The sequence below is a fragment of the uncultured Thiodictyon sp. genome (genome assembly GCF_903828115.1).
Classification (GTDB): Bacteria; Pseudomonadota; Gammaproteobacteria; order Chromatiales; family Chromatiaceae; genus Thiodictyon.
In genome coordinates, this window is the sequence record NZ_CAIKKU010000324.1 from 1 (window position 1) to 25,345 (window position 25,345).

At 63.3% G+C, this 25,345-nt stretch carries 20 protein-coding genes and 1 pseudogene; 10 read left to right on the forward strand and 11 right to left on the reverse strand.

Features of this window, described 5'->3' with window-relative positions; genetic code table 11:
• On the forward strand, window positions 1-220 hold a 220-nt coding region (locus QZY48_RS11695), incomplete at its 5' end, for a hypothetical protein (protein ID WP_295431030.1).
• Window positions 213-2,207, forward strand: coding sequence for a tetratricopeptide repeat protein (locus QZY48_RS11700; protein WP_295431031.1), 1,995 nt, complete (start codon window positions 213-215; stop codon window positions 2,205-2,207). The genes QZY48_RS11695 and QZY48_RS11700, both read left to right, overlap by 8 nt.
• A 342-nt stretch (window positions 2,208-2,549) precedes the next feature.
• Here the strand turns inward: QZY48_RS11700 and QZY48_RS11705 are convergent, their stop codons facing one another.
• The 8 genes from QZY48_RS11705 to QZY48_RS11740 all read right to left on the reverse strand — a co-directional run bounded on the left by QZY48_RS11705 (window position 2,550) and on the right by QZY48_RS11740 (window position 10,044).
• The gene (locus QZY48_RS11705) at window positions 2,550-3,110 is read right to left on the reverse strand and encodes a hypothetical protein (RefSeq protein WP_295431032.1); all 561 of its coding nucleotides are present in this window, start codon (window positions 3,108-3,110) and stop codon (window positions 2,550-2,552) included.
• A gap of 317 nt (window positions 3,111-3,427) precedes the next feature.
• Window positions 3,428-4,924: a DEAD/DEAH box helicase gene (locus tag QZY48_RS11710; RefSeq protein WP_295431033.1), complete on the reverse strand. Its 1,497-nt coding sequence runs from the start codon at window positions 4,922-4,924 to the stop codon at window positions 3,428-3,430.
• Window positions 4,917-5,984 (reverse strand): hypothetical protein, encoded by a 1,068-nt coding sequence (locus QZY48_RS11715; RefSeq protein ID WP_295431034.1) that lies wholly within the window; start codon window positions 5,982-5,984, stop codon window positions 4,917-4,919. Before QZY48_RS11715 ends, QZY48_RS11710 begins: the two co-directional genes overlap by 8 nt.
• Window positions 5,981-6,586, reverse strand: coding sequence for a hypothetical protein (locus QZY48_RS11720; RefSeq protein ID WP_295431035.1), 606 nt, complete (start codon window positions 6,584-6,586; stop codon window positions 5,981-5,983). Before QZY48_RS11720 ends, QZY48_RS11715 begins: the two co-directional genes overlap by 4 nt.
• Window positions 6,579-7,673 carry a hypothetical protein gene (locus tag QZY48_RS11725; RefSeq protein WP_295431036.1) on the reverse strand — a complete coding sequence of 365 codons (1,095 nt, stop codon included), beginning with the start codon at window positions 7,671-7,673 and terminating at the stop codon, window positions 6,579-6,581. The genes QZY48_RS11720 and QZY48_RS11725 overlap by 8 nt, the downstream gene beginning before the upstream one ends.
• Window positions 7,674-7,913: an AlpA family transcriptional regulator gene (locus tag QZY48_RS11730; protein ID WP_295431059.1), complete on the reverse strand. Its 240-nt coding sequence runs from the start codon at window positions 7,911-7,913 to the stop codon at window positions 7,674-7,676.
• A 162-nt stretch (window positions 7,914-8,075) separates the two neighbouring features.
• Window positions 8,076-8,837, reverse strand: coding sequence for a hypothetical protein (locus QZY48_RS11735; RefSeq protein WP_295431037.1), 762 nt, complete (start codon window positions 8,835-8,837; stop codon window positions 8,076-8,078).
• Window positions 8,838-8,937: 100 nt separating this feature from the next.
• Window positions 8,938-10,044 carry a site-specific integrase gene (locus QZY48_RS11740; protein WP_366929673.1) on the reverse strand — a complete coding sequence of 369 codons (1,107 nt, stop codon included), beginning with the start codon at window positions 10,042-10,044 and terminating at the stop codon, window positions 8,938-8,940.
• 734 nt (window positions 10,045-10,778) lie between these two features.
• On the opposite strand from QZY48_RS11740, the pseudogene QZY48_RS11745 reads away from it, so the two are divergent.
• The 8 genes and pseudogenes from QZY48_RS11745 to QZY48_RS11780 form a co-directional block, all read left to right on the forward strand.
• Window positions 10,779-13,811: pseudogene (locus tag QZY48_RS11745) on the forward strand (BPTD_3080 family restriction endonuclease); the annotation flags it as partial.
• Window positions 13,812-14,080: 269 nt separating this feature from the next.
• Complete coding sequence (locus QZY48_RS11750) at window positions 14,081-14,305, forward strand: hypothetical protein (RefSeq protein ID WP_295431039.1); 225 nt, start codon at window positions 14,081-14,083, stop codon at window positions 14,303-14,305.
• Window positions 14,295-14,717 carry a PIN domain-containing protein gene (locus QZY48_RS11755; RefSeq protein WP_295431040.1) on the forward strand — a complete coding sequence of 141 codons (423 nt, stop codon included), beginning with the start codon at window positions 14,295-14,297 and terminating at the stop codon, window positions 14,715-14,717. The genes QZY48_RS11750 and QZY48_RS11755 overlap by 11 nt, the downstream gene beginning before the upstream one ends.
• A gap of 417 nt (window positions 14,718-15,134) precedes the next feature.
• Window positions 15,135-17,858 (forward strand): site-specific DNA-methyltransferase, encoded by a 2,724-nt coding sequence (locus tag QZY48_RS11760; protein WP_295431041.1) that lies wholly within the window; start codon window positions 15,135-15,137, stop codon window positions 17,856-17,858.
• Between the two features lie 44 nt (window positions 17,859-17,902).
• Complete coding sequence (locus QZY48_RS11765) at window positions 17,903-18,904, forward strand: hypothetical protein (RefSeq protein ID WP_295431042.1); 1,002 nt, start codon at window positions 17,903-17,905, stop codon at window positions 18,902-18,904.
• Complete coding sequence (locus QZY48_RS11770; protein ID WP_295431043.1) at window positions 18,904-19,710, forward strand: nucleotidyltransferase domain-containing protein; 807 nt, start codon at window positions 18,904-18,906, stop codon at window positions 19,708-19,710. The genes QZY48_RS11765 and QZY48_RS11770 overlap by 1 nt, the downstream gene beginning before the upstream one ends.
• On the forward strand, window positions 19,710-21,815 hold the full coding sequence (locus QZY48_RS11775; RefSeq protein ID WP_295431044.1) for a UvrD-helicase domain-containing protein: 2,106 nt from the start codon (window positions 19,710-19,712) through the stop codon (window positions 21,813-21,815). Before QZY48_RS11770 ends, QZY48_RS11775 begins: the two co-directional genes overlap by 1 nt.
• Before the next feature lie 102 nt (window positions 21,816-21,917).
• Window positions 21,918-22,256 (forward strand): hypothetical protein, encoded by a 339-nt coding sequence (locus QZY48_RS11780; RefSeq protein WP_295431045.1) that lies wholly within the window; start codon window positions 21,918-21,920, stop codon window positions 22,254-22,256.
• A 161-nt stretch (window positions 22,257-22,417) separates the two neighbouring features.
• Here QZY48_RS11780 and galE read toward each other — a convergent pair whose 3' ends face one another.
• The 3 genes from galE to QZY48_RS11795 all read right to left on the reverse strand — a co-directional run bounded on the left by galE (window position 22,418) and on the right by QZY48_RS11795 (window position 25,343).
• On the reverse strand, window positions 22,418-23,428 hold the full coding sequence (galE, locus tag QZY48_RS11785) for a UDP-glucose 4-epimerase GalE (RefSeq protein ID WP_295431046.1): 1,011 nt from the start codon (window positions 23,426-23,428) through the stop codon (window positions 22,418-22,420).
• Between the two features lie 485 nt (window positions 23,429-23,913).
• Complete coding sequence (locus tag QZY48_RS11790) at window positions 23,914-24,597, reverse strand: VTT domain-containing protein (protein ID WP_295431047.1); 684 nt, start codon at window positions 24,595-24,597, stop codon at window positions 23,914-23,916.
• A gap of 47 nt (window positions 24,598-24,644) precedes the next feature.
• A complete protein-coding gene (locus QZY48_RS11795) occupies window positions 24,645-25,343 on the reverse strand; it encodes an RNA ligase family protein (RefSeq protein WP_295431048.1) in 699 nt (232 codons plus the stop codon).
• Window positions 25,344-25,345 lie beyond the last annotated feature (2 nt).

The following is a 25,345-nucleotide window of genomic DNA, read 5'->3' on the forward strand; positions in this document are numbered from 1 at the left end:
CATCACAGTGCTGCGCCGCGACCTGGACCAGCTTGCCGCCCAGGTCCACCAACTGCACTGTGCCGAGACCTACCGCACGCTCAAGGACCTGACCGACTGGGACGCTTACTTTGTCGAACAGCGGGTTGCGCTGGAACAGGCGATTGAACAATTGGAAGCGGAGCTTGCCCAGACCGAGCAACCGGCTACCGCCGGACGCGGGACCGACACCGATGGATGATACCGCTGCCGATACCGGCCGGAGCCTTGCGCTTGGCAAGAGCCAGACGCTCGTGCGGGTCATGGACCGGGCGCGCGCCATCACGGCTGAGTTGCAAGACGACAACGAACGCGCGTGTTTCAAAGCGGTCCTCGGAAGGCACCCCGAGTTTCTGGTCAAGGGCTTGTCTGCGCACTACCCGATTGATGCCGACCTGCTTGAGCGCTATGCAGACGAGTGGGATTGGGAGGCACTCTCCGCCAATCCAACCTTGCACTGGAGCGTAGAGCTCATCGAGTGCTACGAAGATCAGTGGGACTGGGGAGGGCTCTCCCATAACTCCGCCTTGCCGTGGAGTGATGAGTTGATCGAGCGCTATGCCGATCGGTGGGATTGGGGGTCCCTCGCGTCGAACAGTGGCCCACCATGGACGCAAGACCTCATCGAGCGCTATGTGGATCGGTGGGGTTGGGGGTCCCTCGCGTCGAACAGTGGCCTACCATGGACGCAGGACCTCATCGAGCGCTATGCCGATCGGTGGGATTGGGGGTCCCTCGCGTGGAACAGTGGCCTACCATGGACGCTAGACCTCGTCGAGCGCTATGCCGATCGGTGGGATTGGAGGAGGCTCGCGTGGAACAGTGGCCTACCATGGACGCTAGACCTCATCGAGCGCTATGCCGATCGGTGGGATTGGTGGTCCCTCGCGCGGAACAGTGACCTACCATGGACGCTAGACCTCGTCGAGCGCTATGCCGATCGGTGGGATTGGGGGTCCCTCGCGTCGAACAGTGGCCCACCATGGACGCAGGACCTCATCGAGCGCTATGTGGATCGGTGGGGTTGGGGACAGCTCGCCTTTAATCGAGCGTTGCCCTGGAGTGCTGCCTTCCTGGCACGTTTTGAATCCCATTGGGATTTTGAAGCTCTGGCGAAGAACCCCCTTCGGATGTGGCGACTCTTGCAGGGCGAAGACATCATCGAGTTGATGGACGAGTTGCCGCCGCCGCCACTGACATTTGCCGATGGTTGGGAAGCCTACCAGATCGGCGACTATGACCGCGCCCTCGCGGCTTGGCGTCCCTTGGCCGAGCAGGGCGATGCCAATGGGCAAAGTAGTCTTGGTGTCATGTTCCGAGACGGCCGCGGCGTCCCTCAAGACTACGACCAAGCGGTGCACTGGTTTCGCAAGGCTGCCGAGCAGGGCAATGCCAATGCGCAGAGCAACCTCGGCAGGATGTACGACAATGGTCGCGGTGTCCCCCGGGACGCCGAGCAAGCGGTCTATTGGTATCGCAAGGCCGCCGAGCAGGCCTTTGCTGCTGCGCAGGTCAATCTCGGCTGGATGTACCAATACGGCCGCGGCGTCACCCAGGACGAAAGTCAAGCCGTGCAGTGGTATCGCAAGGCTGTCGAGCAGAGCTATGCCCTTGCGCAAGACAATCTTGGCCTGATGTACCAGAACGGCCGTGGCGTCGCTCAGGATGACAGCCAGGCGGTGCACTGGTTCCGCAAGGCCGCCGAGCAGGGTAATACCGATGCGCAGACCAATCTCGGTTGGATGTACCAATACGGCCGCGGCGTCGCCCAAGATGACAGCCAGGCGGTGTACTGGTATCGCAAGGCTGCCGAGCAGGGCTATGCCCGTGCGCAAAGCAATCTTGGTGCCATGTACGGGGGCGGTCGCGGCATCGCTCAAGACTACGCCCAAGCCTTGCAGTGGTATCGCAAGGCCGCTGAGCAAGGCAATGCCTTAGGGCAAAGGAATCTCGGTTTCATGTACCGAGACGGCTGCGGCGTCCCTCAAGACTACGACCAAGCGGTGCACTGGTTCCGCAAGGCCGCCGAGCAGGGTAATACCGATGCGCAGACCAATCTCGGTTGGATGTACCAATACGGTCGTGGCGTCGCCCAAGATGATAGTCAAGCCGTGCAGTGGTACCGCAAGGCTGTCGAACAGGGCAATGCCTTTGCCCAAGAACGGCTCCACGAGTATCTGCGGCGATAGGTTCGCTTCATCTGGCTTCCGCGCTCTAACGTGGGAGCAAGTCCCGACGCTCCAGCGCTGCGGGAAATAGTGGAAGGGAAATAGGGGCATAAGGAACCAGGGTCAAATGCTGCGCTCCGGAGACTCCCGGGGCAATGGCGGCATCCCCGGTTTGAGCGGAAGAACGTGAATAGAGCCATCAGTTGCAGTCAGGCATCAGCCGCGTCTTGCCGGACGCACCGGGTCATCAGGAATCACAGGTCATCAAGCAACCACTCCTGTTCCCGCAGTGCCCGAGCCAAGTCCCGCAGCATGGGCCGATACCCGCCGCGATAGGCATTGCGAGCGGACCGCTCCTTGCCCTCAGCCGTCCGCGGGCCGGTCGCGTGCTGCCAAGGCCGCCAGGTCCGAATCAGCGCGGCCTGCCGCTGCCGCCGTTGCGCAGTCCAGGGGGTTGCCATGCGTATGCTCCAATAGTTCGTTTGGCCGATTTCCGTTTTCTTGCGCCCGCGGGGCCTCGGTGGCGCCGTTGTTGACCTGTTGATTATGGGCGATGTTGGCCTGCTTCACGAACGCCACGGCGCGCGGGTTCTTCAGTTCCCCCAGCGCCTCCAGCGTCCGCACGGTCTGCGCCTGAGCCCGGAAGGCCAGGCGCAGGTAGCGCTCCGCATTCTCCGGGTTGTGGAGTTCCATGTTCTTTTGCCCGCGGCGTGCCAGCGAGCAAAAGAGGGCGTCCAGCGTATGGGCCTGGCTCACCAGCATGGCCTCGGGGCGCCCCATGTCGCCCGCCGCGACCTTGGAAACCTCCACTCGTAGCTGGTCCACCAGGGCGTTCACGTCCAACAACTCATCGAACGACTGAATGGTGACCGCCGACCTTACCGCCGGTTCCAGCAGTGCCCGGGCCATCAGGATGTCGCCCAAGTCTCGCTCTAATTGGCCTCGCGACTTGGGTGGAGAATCGTCATGCGCCCGCAGTATTTCTCTTGCTTCGGCCGACATAAATCGCTCATCCACCAGCAAAAAGTTCCGCGCAGGTTTTTCCGGGGGTGTGTTTTTCTCACTCATTGGGGGCGCACCATCTTGACCGCATCGGCATTGACTGCGCGAACCGGCAGAGTAAGCCCATGGTCAGGCTCATTTGCAGTTCAGCGACTTGGCGCTGCATATCGGCGTGGTTCATTCGGATGTGTCTCTATGTGATTCGGTGAATGGGTGCCGCGTCCGTGCGGCAGGGTAGCCTATGCCGCCCGGCGCTTGGCCCATGCGATCCGGCGGCGCATCTGTTCGCCCCGAATCCAACGGGCCTGGTCTGGCGTAGGCTGCACAGGCTCTAAATCTTTCCATGCCCATGCTGGTTTCTCACCATTGAACTTGGCCATAAACAGATGGTAGGCGATCCCGTCTTTCGGGTTGCTGCTATTGCGTACCGTCCAGAGCATAGCCAGATACCAGTTGAGTCGGTCGGCGCGGTCATCGGCACCACGACTGCCGAATGGGACAAGCTCACCATCAACGCTATGCACCGATGATGCCGGGCGCGGGCGGTCAATGCCGCAACTGGGGCAAGTAAACTGCGCGGGCTCCATGACTGCGCCACATTCGGAACAGGCAACGAATCTAGGCTTGTCCTTTTTCTTGCGCTTCGCCCGCTCGTCGCCTTTGCCGTCGTCAAGGTCGGGAACCTCGAAGTGAATTGGCGTGCCATGCTTCCCCGTATTATCGGCATGGTCCAGGATGATGCAATCGGTCTTTCCCGGTGCCGTGCGAATGCCGCGACCCATCTGTTGCATGTGTAGTGATTCGCTCAACGTCGGCCGGGCGAGAATGAGGCAAGCCGCGTCTGGCACATCGAAGCCAATGCCTAACACGTTGACGCTTGTTAGGATTTTTATTGACCCATCACGGAAACCGCCAATCAGCCGCTTGCGCTCATCGCTCTTGGTGTAGGCGTCCAGGTGCGCAACCGTCACCCCTTCGGCTTCAAAGTCCGCGGCTATGGTTTTGGAGTGTGCAATGTTGACCGCAAAGCAGAGGGTCGGCCGGTTCTCCCCAAGCTTTTTCCAGGTCTTGACAATATCGCCCACCAGTTCCCGGTTGTTCATCGCCTCACCCAATGCCGACTCCGTGTAGTCGTAACCGTGGGTCGTGGTTCCTGCCGACACGCCAGCCAGTGCCGCAGTAATGCGATCGACACCGGGGGCGAACGCGCGGACAGGCACCAGGAAACCGCCATCGGTCAGTTCCCGCACCGATGGGCCGCGTACCAGATTGGTGAAATACTGCCCCAGTCCTTTGCGCATTGGGGTTGCTGATAGGCCAATGAACGGAAGCGCGTTCCATGATTTCATTAGCTTGATGTGCGCTTGGTGCAGGATATGACACTCGTCAATGATGATAAGGTCCACCCAATCCGGGGCGCGCCGCTTCGCAATCGTCTGAATCGACGCAACGATTATATCGTCCGCGGGGGAGTAGCTGGTGAACTCGCCTTGAAGAATGCCGACCCTTAGCCCCATGGCGTGAAAGGTGTTGGCCGCCTGGGCTACCAATTCGATGCGGTCAACGATGAATAAAACGCGCTTCTCCTTGGCGACTGCGGCCTTGGCGATGTGCGACGCGACCACGGTTTTACCGCCTCCCGTAGCGAGTCCCAAGACCTGGCGACGGTGGCCTTGGCGTAAGCCCTGGCGCAACTCGTCAATGCAGCCCTGTTGATGCGGGTACAGGTCATACATGGGCGACCTCCCGAACGAACTCGCCCGAGCAATAGGCGTCGGCGTCACCCCACAGACTCATCACGTCGCGGATGCTCCGGCCGTCGCAATGACTGTGCGAGCAATGGAAACCAGGCCAACCTCCATCGGCCTCGTAGATGATCGAGTCGCTTCCGGTCTTGGGGCTCGAGGATGTGTGCTCAGCCGACCATGGGCAGCGGACGCCATGCTTGTTACCGACCAACGGGCCGACGTATGCCCCGTGGGCGCCGAACCAGGCCAGCACATCAAGGCGGGTGTAATCCCCCCGGCCAGATACCGCGGGGGCGCCTACGGGCCGCGCATCGCGCTTTGGGGCCCTATCCGCAGTCTGGCGCGCGAAGTAATCGGCCAGTGCTGCAACCTGGCGAGGATGTACCTGTTTCCAGTCCTTCGGAATCTTGATCCAGCTTTGCCGGTGGGGTCGCTCGACGGTGCTCGGACCCTTGCGCTTCACCGAGCCGTAGAGGCAGCACAAGCGCGCAGGATTCCGAACGGTGCGATCGAATGTAACCGCATCGTCGCTGAATTCGCGATGCAGCCCTGAATAGATCGCGGCCAACTGCGCCTTGACCTCGGGGGTATTCGGGAGGGCCGTCCGATATTGCAGATGCCAGCCGTTGCCGGACATCCCGATAGCCGGAGCGGGCCAGCCGACAGCCGCCAGGCGCCGGACCAGACCGTGCGCGCGGGTCTCGGCTTCGGCCAACGCACAGGTCGTGCTACTCGTGCCGGTCGGCCGCGCGGAGTCGAAGTCGAAGAACAGCCGGCAGTGGCGCGTAACCGCCTGGTCTGGGGTGCGGCAGGTCTTGCCGGGGACTACCCGCCGGTGCTCCGTGAGGTAGCCCTTGATCGCCTCCAGGTCGATCCTGTTGATCGTCGTGAACAGATTTCCGGACCTGGCCATCAGCCGCGCGTCGTGCAACAGGTTGGCGGCGTTGTCGTACCAACCAACATCGAGCTTGCCGTGGGCCATGTGGCACAACTCGATCAGGCCAGCATCCCGAATCAGCCAATTCAAATATTCCTGAGTCGTGCTCACAGGACACCTCCGCGGCGCTTGCCGGTCGTCGCGCCTAAATCCCCTGCGGACGGGTCGGGTTCGGCGCGCGGGTCGACCGGGGGTCCATTCGGGGCATCAGAGGGGGATGCAGTACGGGTAGTAGGAGTTGCCCCTTGCCATGCCCCTTGGTAAGCCCCTTCCGAAGCCCCTTGGTAAGCGCCTTCGGCGTCGTCCTGGAAAATCGGCCAGCGACCCAAGAACAAGTCGAGCAACTGCGTCCGGGGCAGCGCCCGAAGATGGCGGCGACCCTCGATAACGCGCAGGTCTGGCCCCTTGGGGTTGGTCTTCCGCCAGCGGTATTGCTCGGCACAGACCGCGTGCACAAGAACCACGTCGGCCGCCCGGTCCCACAGGATCAGGCCGATACTCTCCAGGTCCTCGAGCCCGGTCAGGACCGACTCGCGGTCCTCCCGGATCATTTCGCCGATTGCGGCGGGGGTGACGAAATAGAGCCCCGTAGCGTGCGACTCCGGGCCGCCCTCAAGGTAGGCGTAGAGCTTGAAGTGAAGGTCTCCCAGCTTGAGGGCTTGGCGAAATTCCCGCGTCCATTTCACCGGGGCGCTGTAGTGATCCTTACGCATGGCCACCCTCCGGCGCATAGCGCAGCAGGGCCGCCCGCAGGTGCTCAACCAGCGGCGCGCGGTCGCTTGGCAGCAGGGCGGCGGAGAGCTTTTCCAGCGCCACGAGGGATGCCGTCACCGCGTGCGCGGCGCGCATCGCATCCTTGGCGGTCGGCGCCTTCACCTTCGGCGGCGTGGTCGGGGCCGGGGTCTTGGCAGTGGGTGCTGACCGCGCTTTGCCGTCCCTGCCGATCCGCTTGGGGGCCGCCGGAGCGGGCTCGTCGTCGTCGTGCGGGCGGTACACCTCAGCCGCGACAGGCGCGACAGCATCGGCCGGGCCGGTGGGCTCAACTGCGGAAATTCCGCAGTTGGAGATTCCGCGACGCGCGGCGGCAACGGTCTTGTCGGAAACGCCTACCTGCTCGGCAATCCGACGGTCCGACCACTGCGACCACTCCGGGTCCTGCAACAGCGTCTCGACTGCCCGGTGCTTGTCTTCGTTCGAGCGGCGCAGTCCGTGCGCTCGGTTGGCGCCGATGGCGAACAGGAGGGCGTCGCGCCGGGTCCCGGGGTGCACCCTGGCGTAGATGTAATCCATCTCAGCGGCCAGACAGGCGTTGGTGCGGGTGAATCCGTCCGCGACGATGTACTTGCCGTCGGCGCCGAACACGTCAATGGGCGCTTGGGCGATCCAGGCGCGGATGTCCTGCGAGTACTCGACAACCAGAGCATCGTCAGTGCTGACTCGTTGCTGGATCGCCAGATCAACGGTCAGACTCAACAACGGGAGCTTGATCGGCCCCAGATCAGGCGCAGCAACGGGGCCGGGGGTGATCGGCGCAGGGATCGCAGGGAGCGGCGCATCGGAGCTTTCGGCCAATTTCTTGAGCTTGGCGAGCGGAATCGTCCCGAGTCCGAACCGACCTGTTTTTGCTGAGGATAACTGGCCTCCGCTGATGCCCATCGCAACGGCCAACGCACCCTGCGTGAGTCCGTTGATGGTCATTGCGTTCTCGATCAGCGTCGCAATTTCGCCGGTTGTTGCGGTATCATTTGGGCGCGGGATCAAGGCGCCGGTCATTCCTTCGGGGGTGGTCGGCGTTTCCATTTATGCCGCCTCCCCAATCTGTGCAGCGCGACGACGCCGGGGGCCAGCAGGCTCGGCGGTCACTCCAGACGGCAGGGCCGCCAGCCAACTATCGACCAGAGAGGTTTTCCAGCCGACGGCACGCGGACCAAGCTGGACCGGGCGCGGGAACTGCCCGGCCGCGATCCGGGCATAGATGGTTGCGCGCGAGAGTCCGGTTCTTGCGCAGACATCCGGCATACGGATGATCGAATCCGCCACTGGCGCGGCGGGCAGCGTCGCCTGATAGGCGCGGCGTAGATGGGTAGGCATGGGGTAGACACTCCGCAACGTGGTAAGACATTGCAGAGCTTAGAGCGGCGGGGGATGTGGGCCGCTAGTCCGGACTCCGGAACATTCCGGGGTCGCAAGTCCGGCCCCGGGTTACTTCGTCCTATTGGTCTGGCTGGCCTTCACTTCGGCTAATGCGGCTGCGAGCTTCTCATGGGTCTGGGTGCTGCCTAGCCCATCCATCGGAACCCCTAGCCTCTCTGCGGTCGCTGATAAAACGCTATAGATTCCTGATGCGTTGGGTTCTCCGTTCGGCTTCTTTAGTTTCCCTCCCTTCTCGGCAAGGTGATGGACCAGTAGCCCAATCAATAGCATCAAGCCGCCTTTGGTATCTGCACGTATAGCGCGCACTTTCGCGGCGGCATTGGCTGCTACATCGAAGCCTTCCATAATGGTTGGCTCCAAGCATTCGGGGACAATGGGGTTGCAGGTATATCCGCGGTCCCCCTCGCGTTCTTCGCGTATCTGACGCGTTCTGTAACCGCGTTGATATGCCGCCTCAAATTCGTCTTTCCAAAGGAATGTTCCTCTTGGCATTGTTTCCGTTGCCCTAAGCTCCCATTGGCGTCTGTCCTCTGATCTCGTCAAATTCGCATCTTTCAGGTCTTTGTGCAATGCGGAAAGACTGCGAACAACGTAATCCCATTCCCTGGGCGCCATTGCGCGCACTTCGCCATTTCCGATTAAGTGATATGCCGTCGCATTGTTCAGGCGTGGTGGGTGATGGTCGGGAGACTCGGAATGCTTGGCTAAATCCTCGGCCAACACGTCAGGAGAAAGTATAGAGTATGTTGCCCAGGCGATTGCACGAACCGGGATAGCTTCCCGGCCATTGATGGAAATAACAACATTCATGGTCGCGTACCTTCTAGCGCAAGCCTTCAATAAGGGGCCGCGCCAGCCGGGTGAAGGTGCCCGGCGTTCCCCCCGTCGGGGTAGGCGCGGCCGTAACTGGTCAGCCCCGCCGGGTCTCTGCAACCTCGTGAAGCTGGACAACCGCCGCGCCAGTCCCCCGGCCGCACCAGTCCGCCCAAGCGTCCATCATCGCGGCGCGCTTGGTGAGTAGGTCCCCACGGCGGTAGGCGGCTTCCGCTTTGTCCTTGATGACATGGGCCAGGGCCATTTCACACACATCGCGCGGGAAGCTCGACACTTCGCCGGACCAGTCTCTAAAGCTGCTTCGGAACCCGTGGGGCACATAGTCCCCGCGATCTTCGCCGACTCCGTAGCCCATGCCCCGCATCTGTTGCAGCATTGCCATGTTCGACACGGGCCGGCGGTACCGGGCGCCTGGGAACACGTAGGGGTTGCCGTCCACACGCGGGAGGGCCGCCAGGACCTTCAGGGCAGCGGCCGACAGGGGAACCCGATGCTCGCGGCCAGCCTTCATACGCTCGCCCGGAATCGTCCAGACGGACGCGTCAAGGTCGAACTCGGGCCATTGGGCGCCGACGACTTCACCAGTGCGGCAGGCGGTCAGGATCAGGAAGCGCAGGGCCAGGGCCGACACGCCTTGCTTGCCGGCCAGTTCCACCATGAACCCGGGCACGTCCTGGTAAGGCATGGCGGGATGGTGAACAACCTTCGTGACCTTGGTCGGCTTGGGCAGGAGCTTGTCCAGGTGTCCCCGCCAGCGGGCCGGGTTGCTCTGATCGCGCCACTTGTGGGCGGCCGCAAAGTCCAGGATATTTTCGACGCGACCCTGCACCCGCTTTGCCGTTTCGGTCTTGCTGGTCCAGATGCCGGACAGGACCTTCAACACGTCGTCGGTGTTGACCTGATCGACCGGCTTTGACCCGATGACGGGCCGGGCATAGGTCTTGAGGGTGGCGACCCACTGCCGCGCGTGCTTGATGTTGCTCCACCCGTGGCGGTGCGCGCGGATGAACCGGGCGGCGGCCTGGGTGAAGGTCGGGACTCCGGCGGCCTTGAGGGCTTCAGCCTGGGCTTGCGTGTCGCGGTAGTCGATGGGGTCAACGCCGGACTTGAGAACGTCCCGATACCCGGCGGCGGCCTTGCGGGCGGCAACCAGCGAGACGGCAGGATAGGCCCCCAGCCCCATCTCGCGGGCGCGGCCATTGGAGCGTGTAGCGGAATATCCAGTTCAGCGCCTTGCCCTGGGGATAGATCCACAGATTGCCGCCGTCGCTGAGCGGCTTGGTCGCGTTCTTGATCTGGCGATCCGTCAGCCGGTGAATGTTCGATGCCGTGTCCGCCCCCGTTCAGGTCTACCCACAAGACTACCCACAACACATGCTTAGATTGTAGTGGACGCTAGCGGACTCTGCTAGACCTAAGTGATTGACGGGAAAGTCTCTATTGGACGGTATCAGACACCCTTGAACCCTATATCAGCGGACACCCTCTCCGCCATTTCAGTAAAAAGACAAGGGCTTAGCCGCAAGGCCAGGCCCTTTTTCTTTGCTCTCTGGTGCAATTCCGGTCTTCGTTTCGAGTAGCCGCGACCGGTTCAGGCGCTCGTCGGCGCCTGGATGATGCCGTGCGGCTTCCGTGCGCTTACTGCGTGGCGCCGCGGCGGCGCGAAACGTCACAGTCTAGGCCGCGGCCCTTGCCGGCGTGCTCGTCCCCTGTAGAGCGGGCGGGTTTGTCAAGTCCGCTTGAATGCTCTAGCCTTGCATCCTCCTGAGCAACCCGAGCGGTGTCCGACGGGGATTCCTGTGCGATGCGCTCGTCTCGCGCAGCTTCGCGACCGCTGCGTGCGGGACGGGAGCGGCCCTGACATCGACGGGAAGCCGATCTTGGTCGCGTAGTTTCACCAACCGCAAGGGAACAGCCGTGAGCAACCCGTTTTTCGACCGGCCGATCCTCAACTCCCCGTACGCCTACCCGGGGCGCCACTGGGAGTTGGATGACACGGGCCAGCCAACCCAAGCGATCATCGAGGCCCGGCGCCTGGCGGAGTTCATCACCCCGATCCCCAAGCCGAAAAAGCGCAAAGACGCCCCCAAGCAGGGCGAGTTCCTGTTCGATGAAGGCAAGGGCCTGAGCACCGAGGCCCAGCGCTACGACCACACCGCCATCATCAACGCCGTGCGCCGCGAGGTCGACAAGTGGCGTTTGATCCCCGACCCCGGCGCTTGGCGTGTCACCCCTGAAACCGCGCGCCTCCTCACGCACTGGCGGCATCACCCGTTCAGCAGCCTGCGCCCCTTCTTCTGCCAGATCGAGGCCGTTGAAACCGCTATCTGGTTGACCGAGGTTGCGCCCCAGCTCGGCAAGGCGGGGCAGCGATTTCTTGAGCACCTGGAGAGCGCCAACCACGACGCCAACCCTGAGCTGATGCGCCTGGCATTGAAGTTGGCCACCGGCGCGGGTAAGACCACCGTCATGGCCATGCTGATCGCCTGGCAGACCGTCAACGCCGTGCGCCGACCCGGGTCCAGGAAGTTCACTCGCGGTTTCCTCATCGTCGCCCCGGGGCTCACGATCAAGGACCGCCTGCGCGTGCTCCAGCCCAACGACCCGGACAGCTACTACGCCGACCGCGAACTGGTTCCGGGCGACCTCCTGGATGATCTGAGACGTGCCAAGATCGTCATCACCAACTACCACGCCTTCCGGCGGCGCGAGCGCATCGAACTGTCCAAGGGTGGACGGCTGTTACTCCAGGGGCGCGGCGGCGAGGCCTTGGACACCCTGGAGACCGAGGGTCAGATGCTCCAGCGCGTCATGCCCGACCTGATGGGCCTGAAGAATATTCTCGCCATCAACGACGAGGCCCACCACTGCTACCGCGAGAAGCCCGACCACGAACTGGAAGGGGACCTGAAGGGGGACGAGAAGAAGGAGGCCGAGAAGAACAACGAGGCCGCCCGCCTGTGGATTTCCGGCTTGGAGGCCGTCAACCGCAACCTGGGGCTCGCCCGCGTCTTCGACCTTTCCGCCACCCCCTTCTTCCTGCGCGGCTCCGGCTATGCCGAAGGGACCCTCTTCCCCTGGACCCTGAGCGACTTTTCGCTGATGGACGCCATCGAGTGCGGCATCGTCAAGCTGCCGCGGGTGCCGGTGGCGGACAACATCCCAGGCGGCGAGATGCCCATGTTCCGCAACCTGTGGGAGCACATCCGGGCCAAGATGCCCAAGAAGGGCCGCGGCAAGGCCGAGGCCCTCAATCCGCTGGACCTGCCGACCCAACTGCAAACCGCGCTCGAAGCACTCTACGGGCACTATGAGAAGACCTTCGACCTCTGGGCCGAGGCCAGGGTCGTGTCGCCGCCCTGCTTCATCGTCGTCTGCAACAACACCTCCGCGTCCAAGCTGGTGTACGACTATATCTCCGGCTTCGTCCGGTCGAACCAGAACGGCATCAGCGATTTGGTGCCCGGCCGCCTGCCCCTGTTCCGCAACCACGACGAGCACGGCAACGCGCTCGCGCGGCCCCGCACCCTCCTGATCGACAGCGAGCAATTGGAGTCCGGCGAGGCCCTGGACGACAACTTCCGCGCCATGGCCGCGGATGAGATCGAGCGCTTCCGCCGCGAGATCATCGAGCGCACCGGCGACCCCCGTCAGGCCGAGAACCTCACCGACCAGGACCTGCTGCGCGAGGTCATGAATACCGTGGGTAAACCCGGCCGACTCGGGGCCGACATCCGCTGCGTCGTCTCCGTCTCCATGCTCACCGAAGGCTGGGACGCCAACACCGTCACCCACGTCTTGGGGGTCCGTGCCTTCGGCACCCAACTCCTGTGCGAGCAGGTCATCGGCCGGGCACTGCGCCGCCAGTCCTATGACTTGAATGAAGACGGGCTCTTCAACGTGGAGTATGCCGACGTGCTGGGCATCCCCTTCGACTTCAACGCCAAGCCCGTGGTGGCGCCGCCCCAGCCGCCGCGCGAGACGATCCAGGTGCGCGCCGTGCGGCCCGAGCGCGACGCGCTGGAAATCCGCTTCCCCCGCGTCGCCGGGTATCGCACCGAATTGCCGCAGGAGCGCCTGAGCGCCGAGTTCAACGCTGATTCGGTGCTCGAACTCACCCCCGATCTGGTCGGCGCCACGCAGACCCGCAACGCCGGGATCATTGGGGCGACGGTGGACCTCAACCTCGTGCATACCGGCGACGTGCGGCCCTCCCAAATCGTCTATGAGCTGACCTCCTACCTCGTGCTCAGCAAGTGGCGCGACGCCAACGGCGACCCTCGGCTCAACCTCTTCGGTCAACTCAAGCGCATCGCCCGTCTTTGGCTGGACGGCTATCTGGACTGCAAGGGCGGCACCTTCCCGGCGCAGCTCAAGTACAAAATGCTGGCAGACATGGCCTGCGAGCGCATCACCGCCGGCATCACCCGCGCCTTCATCGGTAGCCGCCCGATCCTGGCCCTGCTCGACCCCTACAACCCGGTCGGTTCCACCGCCCATGTCCGCTTCAACACCAGCAAGACCGAGCGCTGGGAGACGGATGCACGCCGCTGCCACCTCAATTGGGTCATCCTGGACAGCGACTGGGAGGCGGAGTTCTGCCGCGTGGCGGAGGCCCACCCGCGGGTACGCGCCTATGTGAAGAACCACAACCTGGGGTTCGAGGTGCCCTACCGCTACGGATCGGAGCAGCGCAAATACCTGCCGGACTTCATCTGCCTGGTCGAAGACGGTCACGGCGACGACGACCTGCTGCATCTGACCGTCGAGATCAAGGGCTACCGCCGCGAGGACGCCAAGGAGAAGAAGGCTACCATGGACACCTACTGGGTGCCCGGCGTGAACAACCTCGGAAGCCACGGGCGCTGGGCCTTTGCAGAGTTCACCGAGGTCTATCAGATCGAGGCCGATTTCAAGGCGAAGGTCGAGAGCGAGTTCAACAAGATGATCGAGATTGTTGCGCCGACCCCGGCGGCTGAGGAGGTGCTCGCACGGGAGAGTGCCAGGCGTTTGGCACTCTTGGGCGGCAGTGAGCCGCAAATCGAGCCAATTCCCCGGCGGTTGCCGGAATCGCTATGATTCTGGTCTTCTCGTTCCCAGGCTCCGCGTGGGAATGCAGTCTTGGCCGCTCCAGCGGCCCGAGTACATACGCGACGCTGGAGCGTCGGTACTTGCTCCCACGCTGGAGCGTGGGAGCCAGATGAGAGAGGTCGCGAACCATGACTACAGAAATCACTATCAGCCTGGAAGAAGAACTCGTGGCATCCGCAATGCGGCGGGCACGCGCGGAAGACACCACCATCGATGATCTTCTGCGCCGTTGGCTGGCAGATTACGCGCAGAACCAGGAGGTTCTTCAGGCCTTCGACGCGCTGACCCAGGATCTCAGCGGTAAGGTGCGCATCGGTCGCAAGCCCACGCGAGAGGAAATGAATGCACGCTGAAGCGCTCATCGATACCAATGTATTCCTCTACCACGTCGACGACTCGGACGCACGCAAACACACCATCGCCACCCGCATCGTTCGCAGTGCGCTCCAAACGGGTCAGGGTTGTATCAGCTATCAGGTCGTTCAAGAATTCTTGAATGTCGCCCTGCGCAAGGCTGAGATTCCGCTCGATCACGCCGGCGCTGCCGAGTATCTGCGAACTGTCCTGGTGCCGCTTTGGCGTGCAATGCCGAGCCCTACGATGTACGAACGCGGCATCGCGGTTCAGGCACGTTACGGATTCCACTTCTACGACTCCTTAATCGTCGCTGCTGCCCTCGAAGCGGGCTGTAGCAGGTTGCTGAGCGAAGACTTGCAGCACGGCCAGCGAATCGAAACGCTGACCGTCGAAAACCCGTTCCTGTAAGGTGCAACGATGGTCCTGAAATCGAAATCCCCGCCACGCACCGTCGCCACCCTGACTCACGACGAGGCCACCCGCAGGAACATCCCGACCGCCGAATATCAGTCGGTGATGCAGAAGGACGAGCAGGACCCGGTGCCGGTAACCTATGGGCGTGGCACGCCCGGGCTTGAAGAGGAGAAGGAGCAGCGCAACCGCGACCTGGACCCGCAACTCGTCTGGCGCGGTAAGGATCAGCAGGATTGGAGTGATCTCATCGTCCAGGCGCCGCCCCTCTATATCCAGGAGAAGGTCCACCCCAAGGTCCTGATCGACGACCTGCTGCGCCACTCACAGCACCCCTCCCCCACCGGGGGAGGGGCCGGGGGAGAGGGCCACCAGTTCGACCTCTTCGCCGACTTCAACGGCGTACCCAAGGGCGTGGACAAGACCGAGTTCTACCGGCACGATCAGAACTGGTCGAACCGCATGATCCTGGGCGACTCGCTCCAGGTGATGGCGAGCCTGGCCGAGCGCGAGGGGTTGCGCGGCAAGGTGCAGTGCATCTATCTCGATCCGCCCTATGGCATCAAGTTCAACAGTAACTTCCAGTGGAGCACCACCAGTCGGGATGTGAAGGACGGCAATGTCGGCCACATCACGCGCGAGCCGGAGCAGGTCAAGGCGTTTCGGGATACCTGGCGGGATGGCATCCATTCCTATCTGACCTATTTGCGGGATCGGCTCACCGTCGCGCGCGACCTGCTGGCTGAGTCCGGGTCGATCTTCGTGCAGATTGGGGATGAAAACGTCCATCGCGTCCGAGCAGTGATGGATGAGGTATTTGGCGACACGAACATTGTCTCTCAGATAGCATTCCGAACAACCACTGGCCGCGCCAACGATCTGCTTGCCGCTGCTTCCAATTATATAATTTGGGCGGTTCGCGATAAGTCGAAGTGCAAATACCGGTCGCCTTACCAAGGCAAGATGGCCGGCTCTTCCACCGAGCAGGTCTATTCAGTGTGGCAGGACAATGCGGGCTTCAGTGCGCGTTTAAGCAAGGCTCAGAGAATCGACCAATCACTGCTGCCAACCGGGGCGCGCGTATTCATGCCAGACAACCTGACCAGCTCTCGACCGGCAGGAGAAAGGGATGTTCGTCGTTTCGCCTACAGAGGCCGGTTTTTTAGCCCCGGCAAGGGTACCTTCAAATCTGATGAAGATGGGCTGCTTCGTCTTGGCAAGTCGGGACGCTTATGGCCGACTTCAGAAGGAAGTATTCGATACGTTCGTTACTTCAACGATTTCCCAGTCATTCCGTTCTCGAACATTTGGACCGACACAGGGACGGGGTCATTTACCGAAGACAAGGTTTATGTAGTTCAGACTAACACAAAGGTCATAGAGCGCTGCCTTCTAATGACCACCGACCCCGGCGACCTGGTCCTCGACCCCACCTGCGGCTCCGGGACCACCGCCTATGTCGCCGAGCAATGGGGCCGCCGCTGGATCACCATCGACACCTCCCGTGTCGCGCTCGCCCTGGCCCGAGCCCGTATCATGGGCGCACGCTATCCCTATTACCTGCTGGCCGATTCGCGCGACGGCCAGATCAAGGAGGCCGAAGTCGCCCGCACCGCACCGTTTTCCCAGCCGACCCGCGGCGACATCCGCCACGGCTTCGTTTATGAACGTGTGCCGCACATCACGCTCAAGTCCATCGCGAACAACACCGAGATCGACAGCATCTGGGATAAGTGGCAGGCCATCCTGGAGCCGCTGCGCGAAGACCTGAATGCCACGATGAAGAAGCAGTGGCAGGAGTGGGAGATACCGCGTGCGGCCGAAGACCCCTGGCCGACCGAGCCCCGGCGGCTCTTCGACGAGGTGAGGGCCGAGCAGGCGAAAGGGGCGAACGCCAGGGCAAGCAAGATCGAAGACGGCCTGCTCGCGATCAACAAGCTCCTCAAGCGGGACTACAGGATCGACACCTTGCCGGAACGCCCGGTCGATCCCTGGCCGGAAGTCCCCGCCAGGCTGCACGCAGACTGGTGGCAGGCCCGCATCGACCGCCAGAAAGCGATCGACGCCTCGATCGCCGCCAAGGCCGATTCCGAATACCTCTACGACAAGCCCTACACCGACAACAAGAAGGTCCGCGTCGCCGGCCCCTTCACCGTCGAGAGCCTGTCGCCGCATCGCGTGCTCGGTGTGGATGAGAACGACGAACTGATCGATCCCAACGAGGAAAAGGTCGCCGATCCGGGTTCCTCCTACGAGGCGAAGCAGACCTTCCCGCAGATGATCCTGGAGAACCTGAAGGCGGCCGGGGTGCAACAGGCCCACAAGGAGGATCGGATCGCCTTTACCTCGCTGACGCCTTGGCCCGGCGATCTGATCTGCGCCGAGGGGAGATATGTTGTCACCCAAGATGACACGCCGACAGAAGGCCAGAACCCAGCCGCTCTATCCGCCGACCATTCGATCTTGACAAATGAAAAGCGCGCAGCGATTTTTATCGGCCCCGAGTTCGGCACCGTCACGCGCCCCGATCTGGTGACTGCGGCACGCGAGGCGGGCGATGCCGATTTTGATGTCCTGATCGCCTGCGCCTTCAACTATGAGGCCCACGCCACCGAGTTCAGCAAGCTCGGCCGCCTCCCGGTGCTCAAGGCGCGCATGAACGCCGACCTGCACATGGCCGAGGACCTGAAGAACACGGGCAAGGGCAACCTGTTCGTGATCTTCGGCGAGCCAGACATCACGATCCTGCCCGCCGCGGACGGCCAGGTACGGATCAAGATCAACGGCGTGGATGTCTTCCACCCCAGTACCGGCGAGGTCCGCAGCGACGGCCCCGAGGGCATCGCCTGCTGGTTCATCGACACCGACTACAACGAGGAGAGCTTCTTCGTCCGCCACGCCTATTTCCTGGGCGCCGCCGACCCCTACAAGGCGTTGAAGACCACCCTCAAGGCCGAGATCAACGAGGAGGCGTGGGCCACCCTCAACAGCGATACCTCCAGGCCCTTCCCCAAACCCGCCTCCGGCCGCATCGCGGTCAAGGTCATCAACCATCTGGGGGATGAGGTGATGAAGGTGTTCAGGGTGCCTCAGGCGCTCAAGGGCCACTTGGACACCGGCGAGCAGGCCGTCCGATGAACGACCCTGCTGGAAGCGGACCAGGCAAGTGGCAGCCACCTGCCTTGGAACTGCCCGGCTCTATCGGCTGGCGTTCGAGATACTCGGGGATCATCTTCGCCGATCCCCCCTATCTGGTACTGCAGGCAACCCCGGTTTTTCCAGGTGGCCAAGGGCGGTTAGCGGATCGAGGCGTGGTCTGGGACCCGTTGGCCCTGTGGGAATCGATCGTCAAACCTGGGGCTCACTACCTGTTGACCAGCGATTGCGGCTACGCGCCGGATGCAGGGATCGAAGAGGCGGTCTTGGTTAGCCATCCCGACGCGCGGACCGTCGTTTGGGAGTTGGACATCGAGGGGCTGCGTCCGGCCCTGGACGATTCTTGTCTGCCGTCCCAGGGATTCTTGCGTTTGGTTTTCGCGCGCGAGGACTACGAGGGATGCATCGGCGACATGCTCCGCGAACTGCGCGACTGGGCAACGCGGCCCAACGCCCCCACCGATCTCTCCGACGTCCATGGCCTGGGGTACTTGTGCAAGGAATACCCGGACGTGCGGAGCATCCGGGTCGACGAGTTTGAGCCGAACATCGATGGCTGGGCGCTGGAGCGCCTGTTGGACCTGGATCTCGATGCACCCCGCCGGCCGACGCCCATTTGGCCCAGGGGGACGGTGATCGACCTTGGGTTCTTCGAGGTCGGCGACGGACATGCGCTGATGGCGGTGGATGGCGAGCCGCTGAAGGCCACCTGGCCCGGCCGCTACTTCACCCGCTGGGAGGCGTTGACGGCCTTCCGTGCCTGGCTCGCCACCGTGCAACGGGATTTCGCCTTGCCCGCGGGGTTCGTCCGCTCGACCGGGAACGGCAGAAACCGGTTCGTTCTGCTGCAAGCGTCCGATCGATCCAGGTGCCACGCGGCCGGCCGGCGGCTGGCGCAGGTGCTGCAGGAGTGCTGCGACGAGGGCGCGACCGCCCCTGGCGTCACCGTTCGCTACTTGGATTGTGATTTATCGGTGGCCACCGTGGCGGCCGGCTTGGACGGCAGCGCCGACCTAGGGGGCGGCTGATGGATACCCAGACCGTGCACCCCATCGATCCCGCCATCCGTTCGGAGATCGAGCGGCACCTTGCGGCGATCGAGGCGGACCACGGTGTGCGGATACTGTTTGCCTGCGAGTCGGGCAGCCGGGGCTGGGGCTTCGCTTCCCCCGACAGCGACTACGACGTGCGGTTCCTGTATGTGCATCCGCTGTCCTGGTACCTGCGGGTCAGTCCGCCGCGTGATGTGATCGAGGTGCCGATCTCCGGAGTGCTGGATATCAATGGGTGGGAGTTGCGCAAGGCGCTTGGACTGCTCAAGAAAGGCAACGCGACCCTGGTCGAATGGCTGAACTCCCCCGTCGTCTACCACGCCGATGCGGGGTTCCTTGATGCGATCCGTCTGGCGGCCCGGTGTACCCACAGACCCGAGCGGTCCTTCCACCACTACGTCCACATGGCGCGCGGGAACTACCGCGCCTATCTCCTCGGTGAACGGATACGCCTGAAGAAGTACCTGTACGTGTTGCGTCCCTTGCTGGCCGCGCGATGGATCGAGCAGGGTCGCGGCGTCGCCCCCATGCGATTTGCGGACCTGGTGGATGCCTTGGTGATCGAGCCGGCCCTGCGTGATGCCATCGCCGATCTGCTGGCCAGGAAGCGTCGCGCCTTGGAGTCCGAGCACGGCGCGCCGCTGCCGGTCATCGACGACTACATCGCGGCCGAACTCGCGCGCCTCGAAGATGCCTCGGTTCCCATGCCGCGGGACATCGACTTCTCGGTGCTGGACCGGCTGCTTCTCGATACCGTCACGCGCTCGGAGGGGGCCGACTGATGGATTTGCGCATCGCCGACACCTTCACCGACAGTCTCGCCCGCCTGACGGGCGAGGAGCAAAAGGCTGTCAAGACCACGGCGTTCGACCTTCAGGTCAATCCGGCCAATCCCGGACTGAGCTTCCACAAGCTGGATGACGCGCGGGACAAGAACTTCTGGTCGGTGCGCGCCAGCGGTGACATCCGCCTGATCGTGCACAGGTCATCTGCGAGCCTGTTGCTCTGCTATGTGGACCACCACGACCGTGCCTACAGTTGGGCCGAGCGGCGCCGGCTTGAGACCCATCCCCAGACCGGCGCTGCGCAGTTGGTGGAGATTCGCGAGCGTGTCGAAGAGATCGCGGTGCCGCGGTATGTCGAAATCGTAGCATCCGCGCCGGTGAAGCCGCCGCTGTTCGCCGAGCGGCCCGATGCAGAGTTATTGGGCTACGGCGTCCCGACCGAATGGCTTGCCGACGTGCGCCAGGCCACCGAGGATAGCCTGCTGGAGTTGGTCGGCCATCTCCCGGGCGAGGCGGCCGAGGCGTTGCTCCAACTGGCGACCGGGGGTCAGCCGCAGGTGTCGCGCCCGGCGTCGGCGCCCGGCCTCGATCCGTTCGCCCACCCGGACGCCCAGCGGCGCTTCCGCCTCATGGGCGATCTGGAGGAGCTTGAGCGTGCCTTGGAATACCCCTGGGACAAGTGGACCGTCTTCCTCCATCCGGCCCAGCGCCAGTGGGTGGAGCGCGATTTCGCGGGGCCGGCGCGGGTCTGCGGCTCGGCCGGTACGGGGAAGACCATCGTTGCGCTGCATCGTGCGGTGTTCCTCGCCCGCAAGCATCCGGACAGCCGCATCCTGCTGACCACTTTTTCCGAGACGCTGGCGAACGCGCTGCGGACCAAGCTGCGGCGCCTGATCAGCAACGAGCCGCGTCTGGCGGAACGCCTTGAGGTCCAGGCCCTGGATGCCATCGGCGAGCGGCTCTATGAGCGCCACCTCGGCCCCCCGCACCTCGCCACGCGTGACCTGACGACCAGTCTGCTCGCCCAGGCGAGTGAGGCCGCGGCGAGCCACAAGTTCAGCCTGGGCTTCCTGCGCACGGAGTGGGAAGAACTGGTTGATGCCTGGCAACTGGAGCGCTGGGAGTCCTATCGCGATGTCAAGCGGCTGGGTCGCAAGACCCGTTTGCCGGAGGCGCAGCGCGCCGCACTCTGGGCGATCTTCGAGTCCATGCGGGCGGGTCTGCGGGACGCTGGCCTGATGACGCGCGCGGCGCTGTTCAGCCAGCTCGCGAGCGACCTGGCGAACCGTCGGCAGCGGCCCTTCGATTTCGTGGTGGTCGATGAAGCGCAGGACGTCAGCGTGCCGCAATTGCGGTTCCTCGCCGCCTTGGGCGCCGATCGCCCGAGCGGTCTCTTCTTCGCGGGCGACCTGGGTCAGCGCATCTTCCAGCCGCCGTTCTCCTGGCGGTCGCTCGGCGTCGACATCCGGGGCCGCGCCCGCACCCTGCATGTCAACTACCGCACCTCCCATCAGATCAGGACCCAGGCCGATCGGTTGCTGGGGCCTGAGGTGTCCGATGTCGATGGCAATGCGGAAGACCGGCGCGGCACCGTCTCCGCGTTCAACGGGCCGACACCTCGGGTGATGGCCTTCGACAGCCCGGAAGGGGAGATCGCCGCCGTCGGTGCCTGGATCGCCGAATGTGTCCAAGCGGGTGTCGCCCCGCACGAGATCGGCGTCTTCGTGCGCTCCGCGGCGGAACTCGACCGCGCCCGCCAGGCCGTCGCCGGGGCTGGTCTCCCGTTCAAGATGCTGGACGAGCACGTCGAAACCAGCCACGGGCACCTCTGCGTCGGTACCATGCACCTGGCCAAGGGCCTGGAGTTTCGGGCCGTGGTCGTCATGGCCTGCGACGACGAGATCATTCCCTTGCAGGCACGCATCGAGACTGTGACCGACGACAGCGATCTGGAAGAGGTCTACAACACCGAGCGCCACCTGCTGTACGTCGCGTGCACGCGGGCGCGGGATCATTTGCTGGTCAGCGGTGTCGAGCCGGCGTCAGAGTTCCTTGACGATCTTCAAACCCCTTTGCCGTCCGTAACAGCCAGAACGCTATGACCGGGCGTTCCGGGGACAGTCTACTTAATTAATCGTGAGGCTGGTCGCGATTGAGTAAACTGTCCCCGGAATTCCACCTGTCGATATCAATTTGGGAAATTTATGAAACAAATACTTGTTGCCATTTTTGTCGTTGCCGGTCTGGTTGGTTGTGCTTCCGGTCTAACGACGAAAGAACTGGAACGCAAAGTCATCGGCAAGTCGAAAAATGATCTTCTCAATTGTATGGGAACGCCAAGTAATAGTCATAGTGCAGGAACGATGGAATATATGACCTATAGTCACAGGTACACCAGGAATAAGGAACTGCACAAGTGTGATGCTGATTTTATTTTAACCAATAATTATGTAACCAAAATGGAAGTTGCCGGCGGTGAAGAAGGTGGAAACGAGGTCACATCTGATTTTTGCAGGAACTTGATCATCAGGTGTTTCAAGTAGGCAGCAGGTTCATCCTCGAAACATGGGGCGGACTTGCTTAGCCCCGGTCGGGGGACTTTGAGCTCTGCTGCCGTTGGTCTTGATGATTTTCTTGGCCGCTGCGAGGGTGGTATGGGCTTCGGTCCGCACAGCGGACCCTACGGAACCGGCGGTCTTGAGTTTCACCCGAAGCCGTCCGGGTTCTGCGACTGCCAGCGCCAGGCGTCGGTGACCATCGCCTCGATGGCGTATTGCGCCTGCCAGCCGAGTTCTTCCCGGGCCTTGGCCGGATCGGCGTAGCAGGTGGCGATGTCGCCCGGGCGGCGCGCGACGATCTCGTAGGGGACCGGCCGACCGCTCGCCTGCTCGAAGGCGGCGACCATCTCCAGCACGCTGTAGCCGCGCCCGGTGCCCAGGTTGTAGACCAGTGTGCCCGGCTGTTGCGTGAGCTTATCGAGCGCCGCGACGTGGCCGCGCGCCAGATCCACCACATGGATATAGTCGCGCACCCCGGTGCCGTCGGGGGTGGGGTAGTCGTTGCCGAAGACCCGCAGCCGCGGGTGCTTGCCGACCGCGACCTGGGCGACATAGGGCATGAGATTATTGGGGATGCCGTTGGGGTCCTCGCCGATGCGCCCGCTGGGGTGGGCGCCCACCGGGTTGAAGTAGCGCAGCAGGATGCAGCTCCAGGCCGGGTCTGAAACCTGCAGGTCGCGCAGGATCTCCTCGATGAAGAGCTTGGAGCGGCCATAGGGGTTGGTGGCGCAGAGCGGAAACTGCTCGCGGATCGGCACCGAGGCCGGGTCCCCGTAGACGGTGGCGGAGGAGCTGAAGACGATCGCCTTGACCCCCGCCGCTGCCATCGCCCGGCACAGGGTCAGGGTCCCGCCGATGTTGTTGTCGTAATACTCCAGGGGCATCTGGACCGACTCGCCGACGGCCTTGAGCCCGGCGAAGTGGACCACCGCGGCGATCGGCTGGGCGCGAAAGATCGCATCCAGGGCGGCGCGGTCGCGCAGATCCGCGCGCACGAAGTCGAACCCGCGCCCGGCGATCTCACGCACCCGCCGCAGGGACTCCTCCTTGCTGTTGCAGAGGTTGTCCACCACGACCAACTCGTGGCCGGCCGCCAACATCTCCACGCAGGTGTGGCTGCCGATATAGCCGGCACCGCCCGTGATCAGGACCCGCATCGCAACTCTCCCGGGGTTGAAACAAGGGTGGGAGTTTACCGTGAAAGCCGGGCCGGGACCCGGTGAGAGCGGATTGCGCCGCGACGCGACCGCGCACGCCGCCGCGCCGAACTCCGACGGCCGCTCTGGTTTCCGAGCGGAAGCGGGCGCTGCGCTGGGCTTTGATCATCTTTCCGGCGGCTGCCCCGCGGTCCCAATCCCACACTGGATGTCGAGGCTTTACCGTGAAAGTGCGTAGTCAGGCCATCCTGGCCTGACGGTGTCGGGGCTGGAACAGTCAGGGCTGGAAGCCCTGACTACGCCGCCCGCACGCTGGCCATCGAGCTAGCGGTCGAGAGGACTTTCATGTTCCGGGGTGGCGCGGGTGCCATGACCGTTAGCCGGATCAGGGGCGCGCTGACGCGCGGTCGACCGGCTAAAGCCTCGACCTCCTTTCCCCTGCGGCGGGAACGCCGATCAAAGCGCTTCGCTGCGCTGGGCGCCACTCAGGCGGCCGGGCCCAGGCGGCGGCGGATCAGCCCCAGGGCCTTCTTGGCCAGGAGCGGGAAGAGGCCCAACAGGACGAGCGAGCCGAGCAGCCCGGGCGATAAGATGTCTGAGAGGTGCTCCACCTCCGCCAACTGGGTGCCGGCGGTGACATAGACCAGAATACCGGCCAGCATCCCGAGTTGGGTCACCCAATAGAAGGTGAGGGTCCGCATCGGCGTGAGGCCCATTACCATATTGATCATGAAGAAGGGGATGACCGGTACCAGGCGCATCGAGAAGAGATAAAAGGCCCCGTCCTTGGCGACGCCGGCATTCACGGCCGCCAGCCGCTCGCCGAAGTGGCGCTGCACGATATCGTGCAGGACGAAGCGCGACAGCCAGAAGGCGAGGGTGCCGCCCAGCGCCGCGGCGAAGGACGCGATCAGGACCCCCTTCCAGAACCCGAACAGGGCGCCGCCGATCACGGTCATGAGTGCCGCGATGGGCAGAAACAGGGTGATGACCGCGAAGACCGCGACATAGCCGCCGATGACCAGCAGCGGTTCTTGCGCATACCAGGCGTCAAAGCGGTCGTGGCTCGCATGGAAGGCCTCGAGTGTCAGGTGATGGTGCAGACCCAGGGCGAAGAAGGCCAGGATCAGGGCGGCGAGCGGGATCAGTAGGGCGAGGCGTTTCATCATTAGTACAGCATTCTTGTGGGATTGACGGAAAGAAGTTTGGTATGGCTTCACTGAGCGCCGGCGAGTGGTCGTCCCAGTAGGTTCCATTGAATTGCGCGGCTCCGCCAATGATCGCCGATGGACTGGGTAAAATCCGCCTGTACCAGCTTGGCACGGGCCTCGCACCAGTCGGCGGATTCCCGACGGATCACGATGCCCTCAAGCGGCCCTTGGCGGAAGCTGCTGGGGTGGGTGGCGAGCAGGTTGCTGAGCCCGGCGAGGGTAAAGCGCCCGAGCGCGATCTCCGGCACCGGGGCCAGCCCCAGGGATACCGCCAGCTGATTGCGGCGGGGGGTGCTCCAGAACCGCTGTCGTTCCCGATCATAGACATCGAACAACAGAAACCAGTCCGGAAGGGCCACGTAATCCAGCGAATGCCGGGCGGCACACCATTCGCCGAAGAGCATCAGATGGTTGTCAAGCGTATCGGTGAGCGCGTAACGATGGGCCGCCAGCCAGGGAGTGAGCCGGGAAAACTGACCCATCAGGGGCGCAAGCAGATACTGGCCCCGGTTCTGGGCCCGCACCTCGCCGTCAGGATCCAGCGACAGCCCCAGGTTGGCCCCGTCGAGCTTTTCTTCCACCACCAGGTCAGCGGCCAGCAGTTCATCCGCCTCGTGGGGCGTCAGGAGCTTGTCGTCGCGCGGGAGACCTTCACCCAGCCAGGCGATGTGGGGGGTATGTGGAAAGCGAAAGAAATCCGTCATGA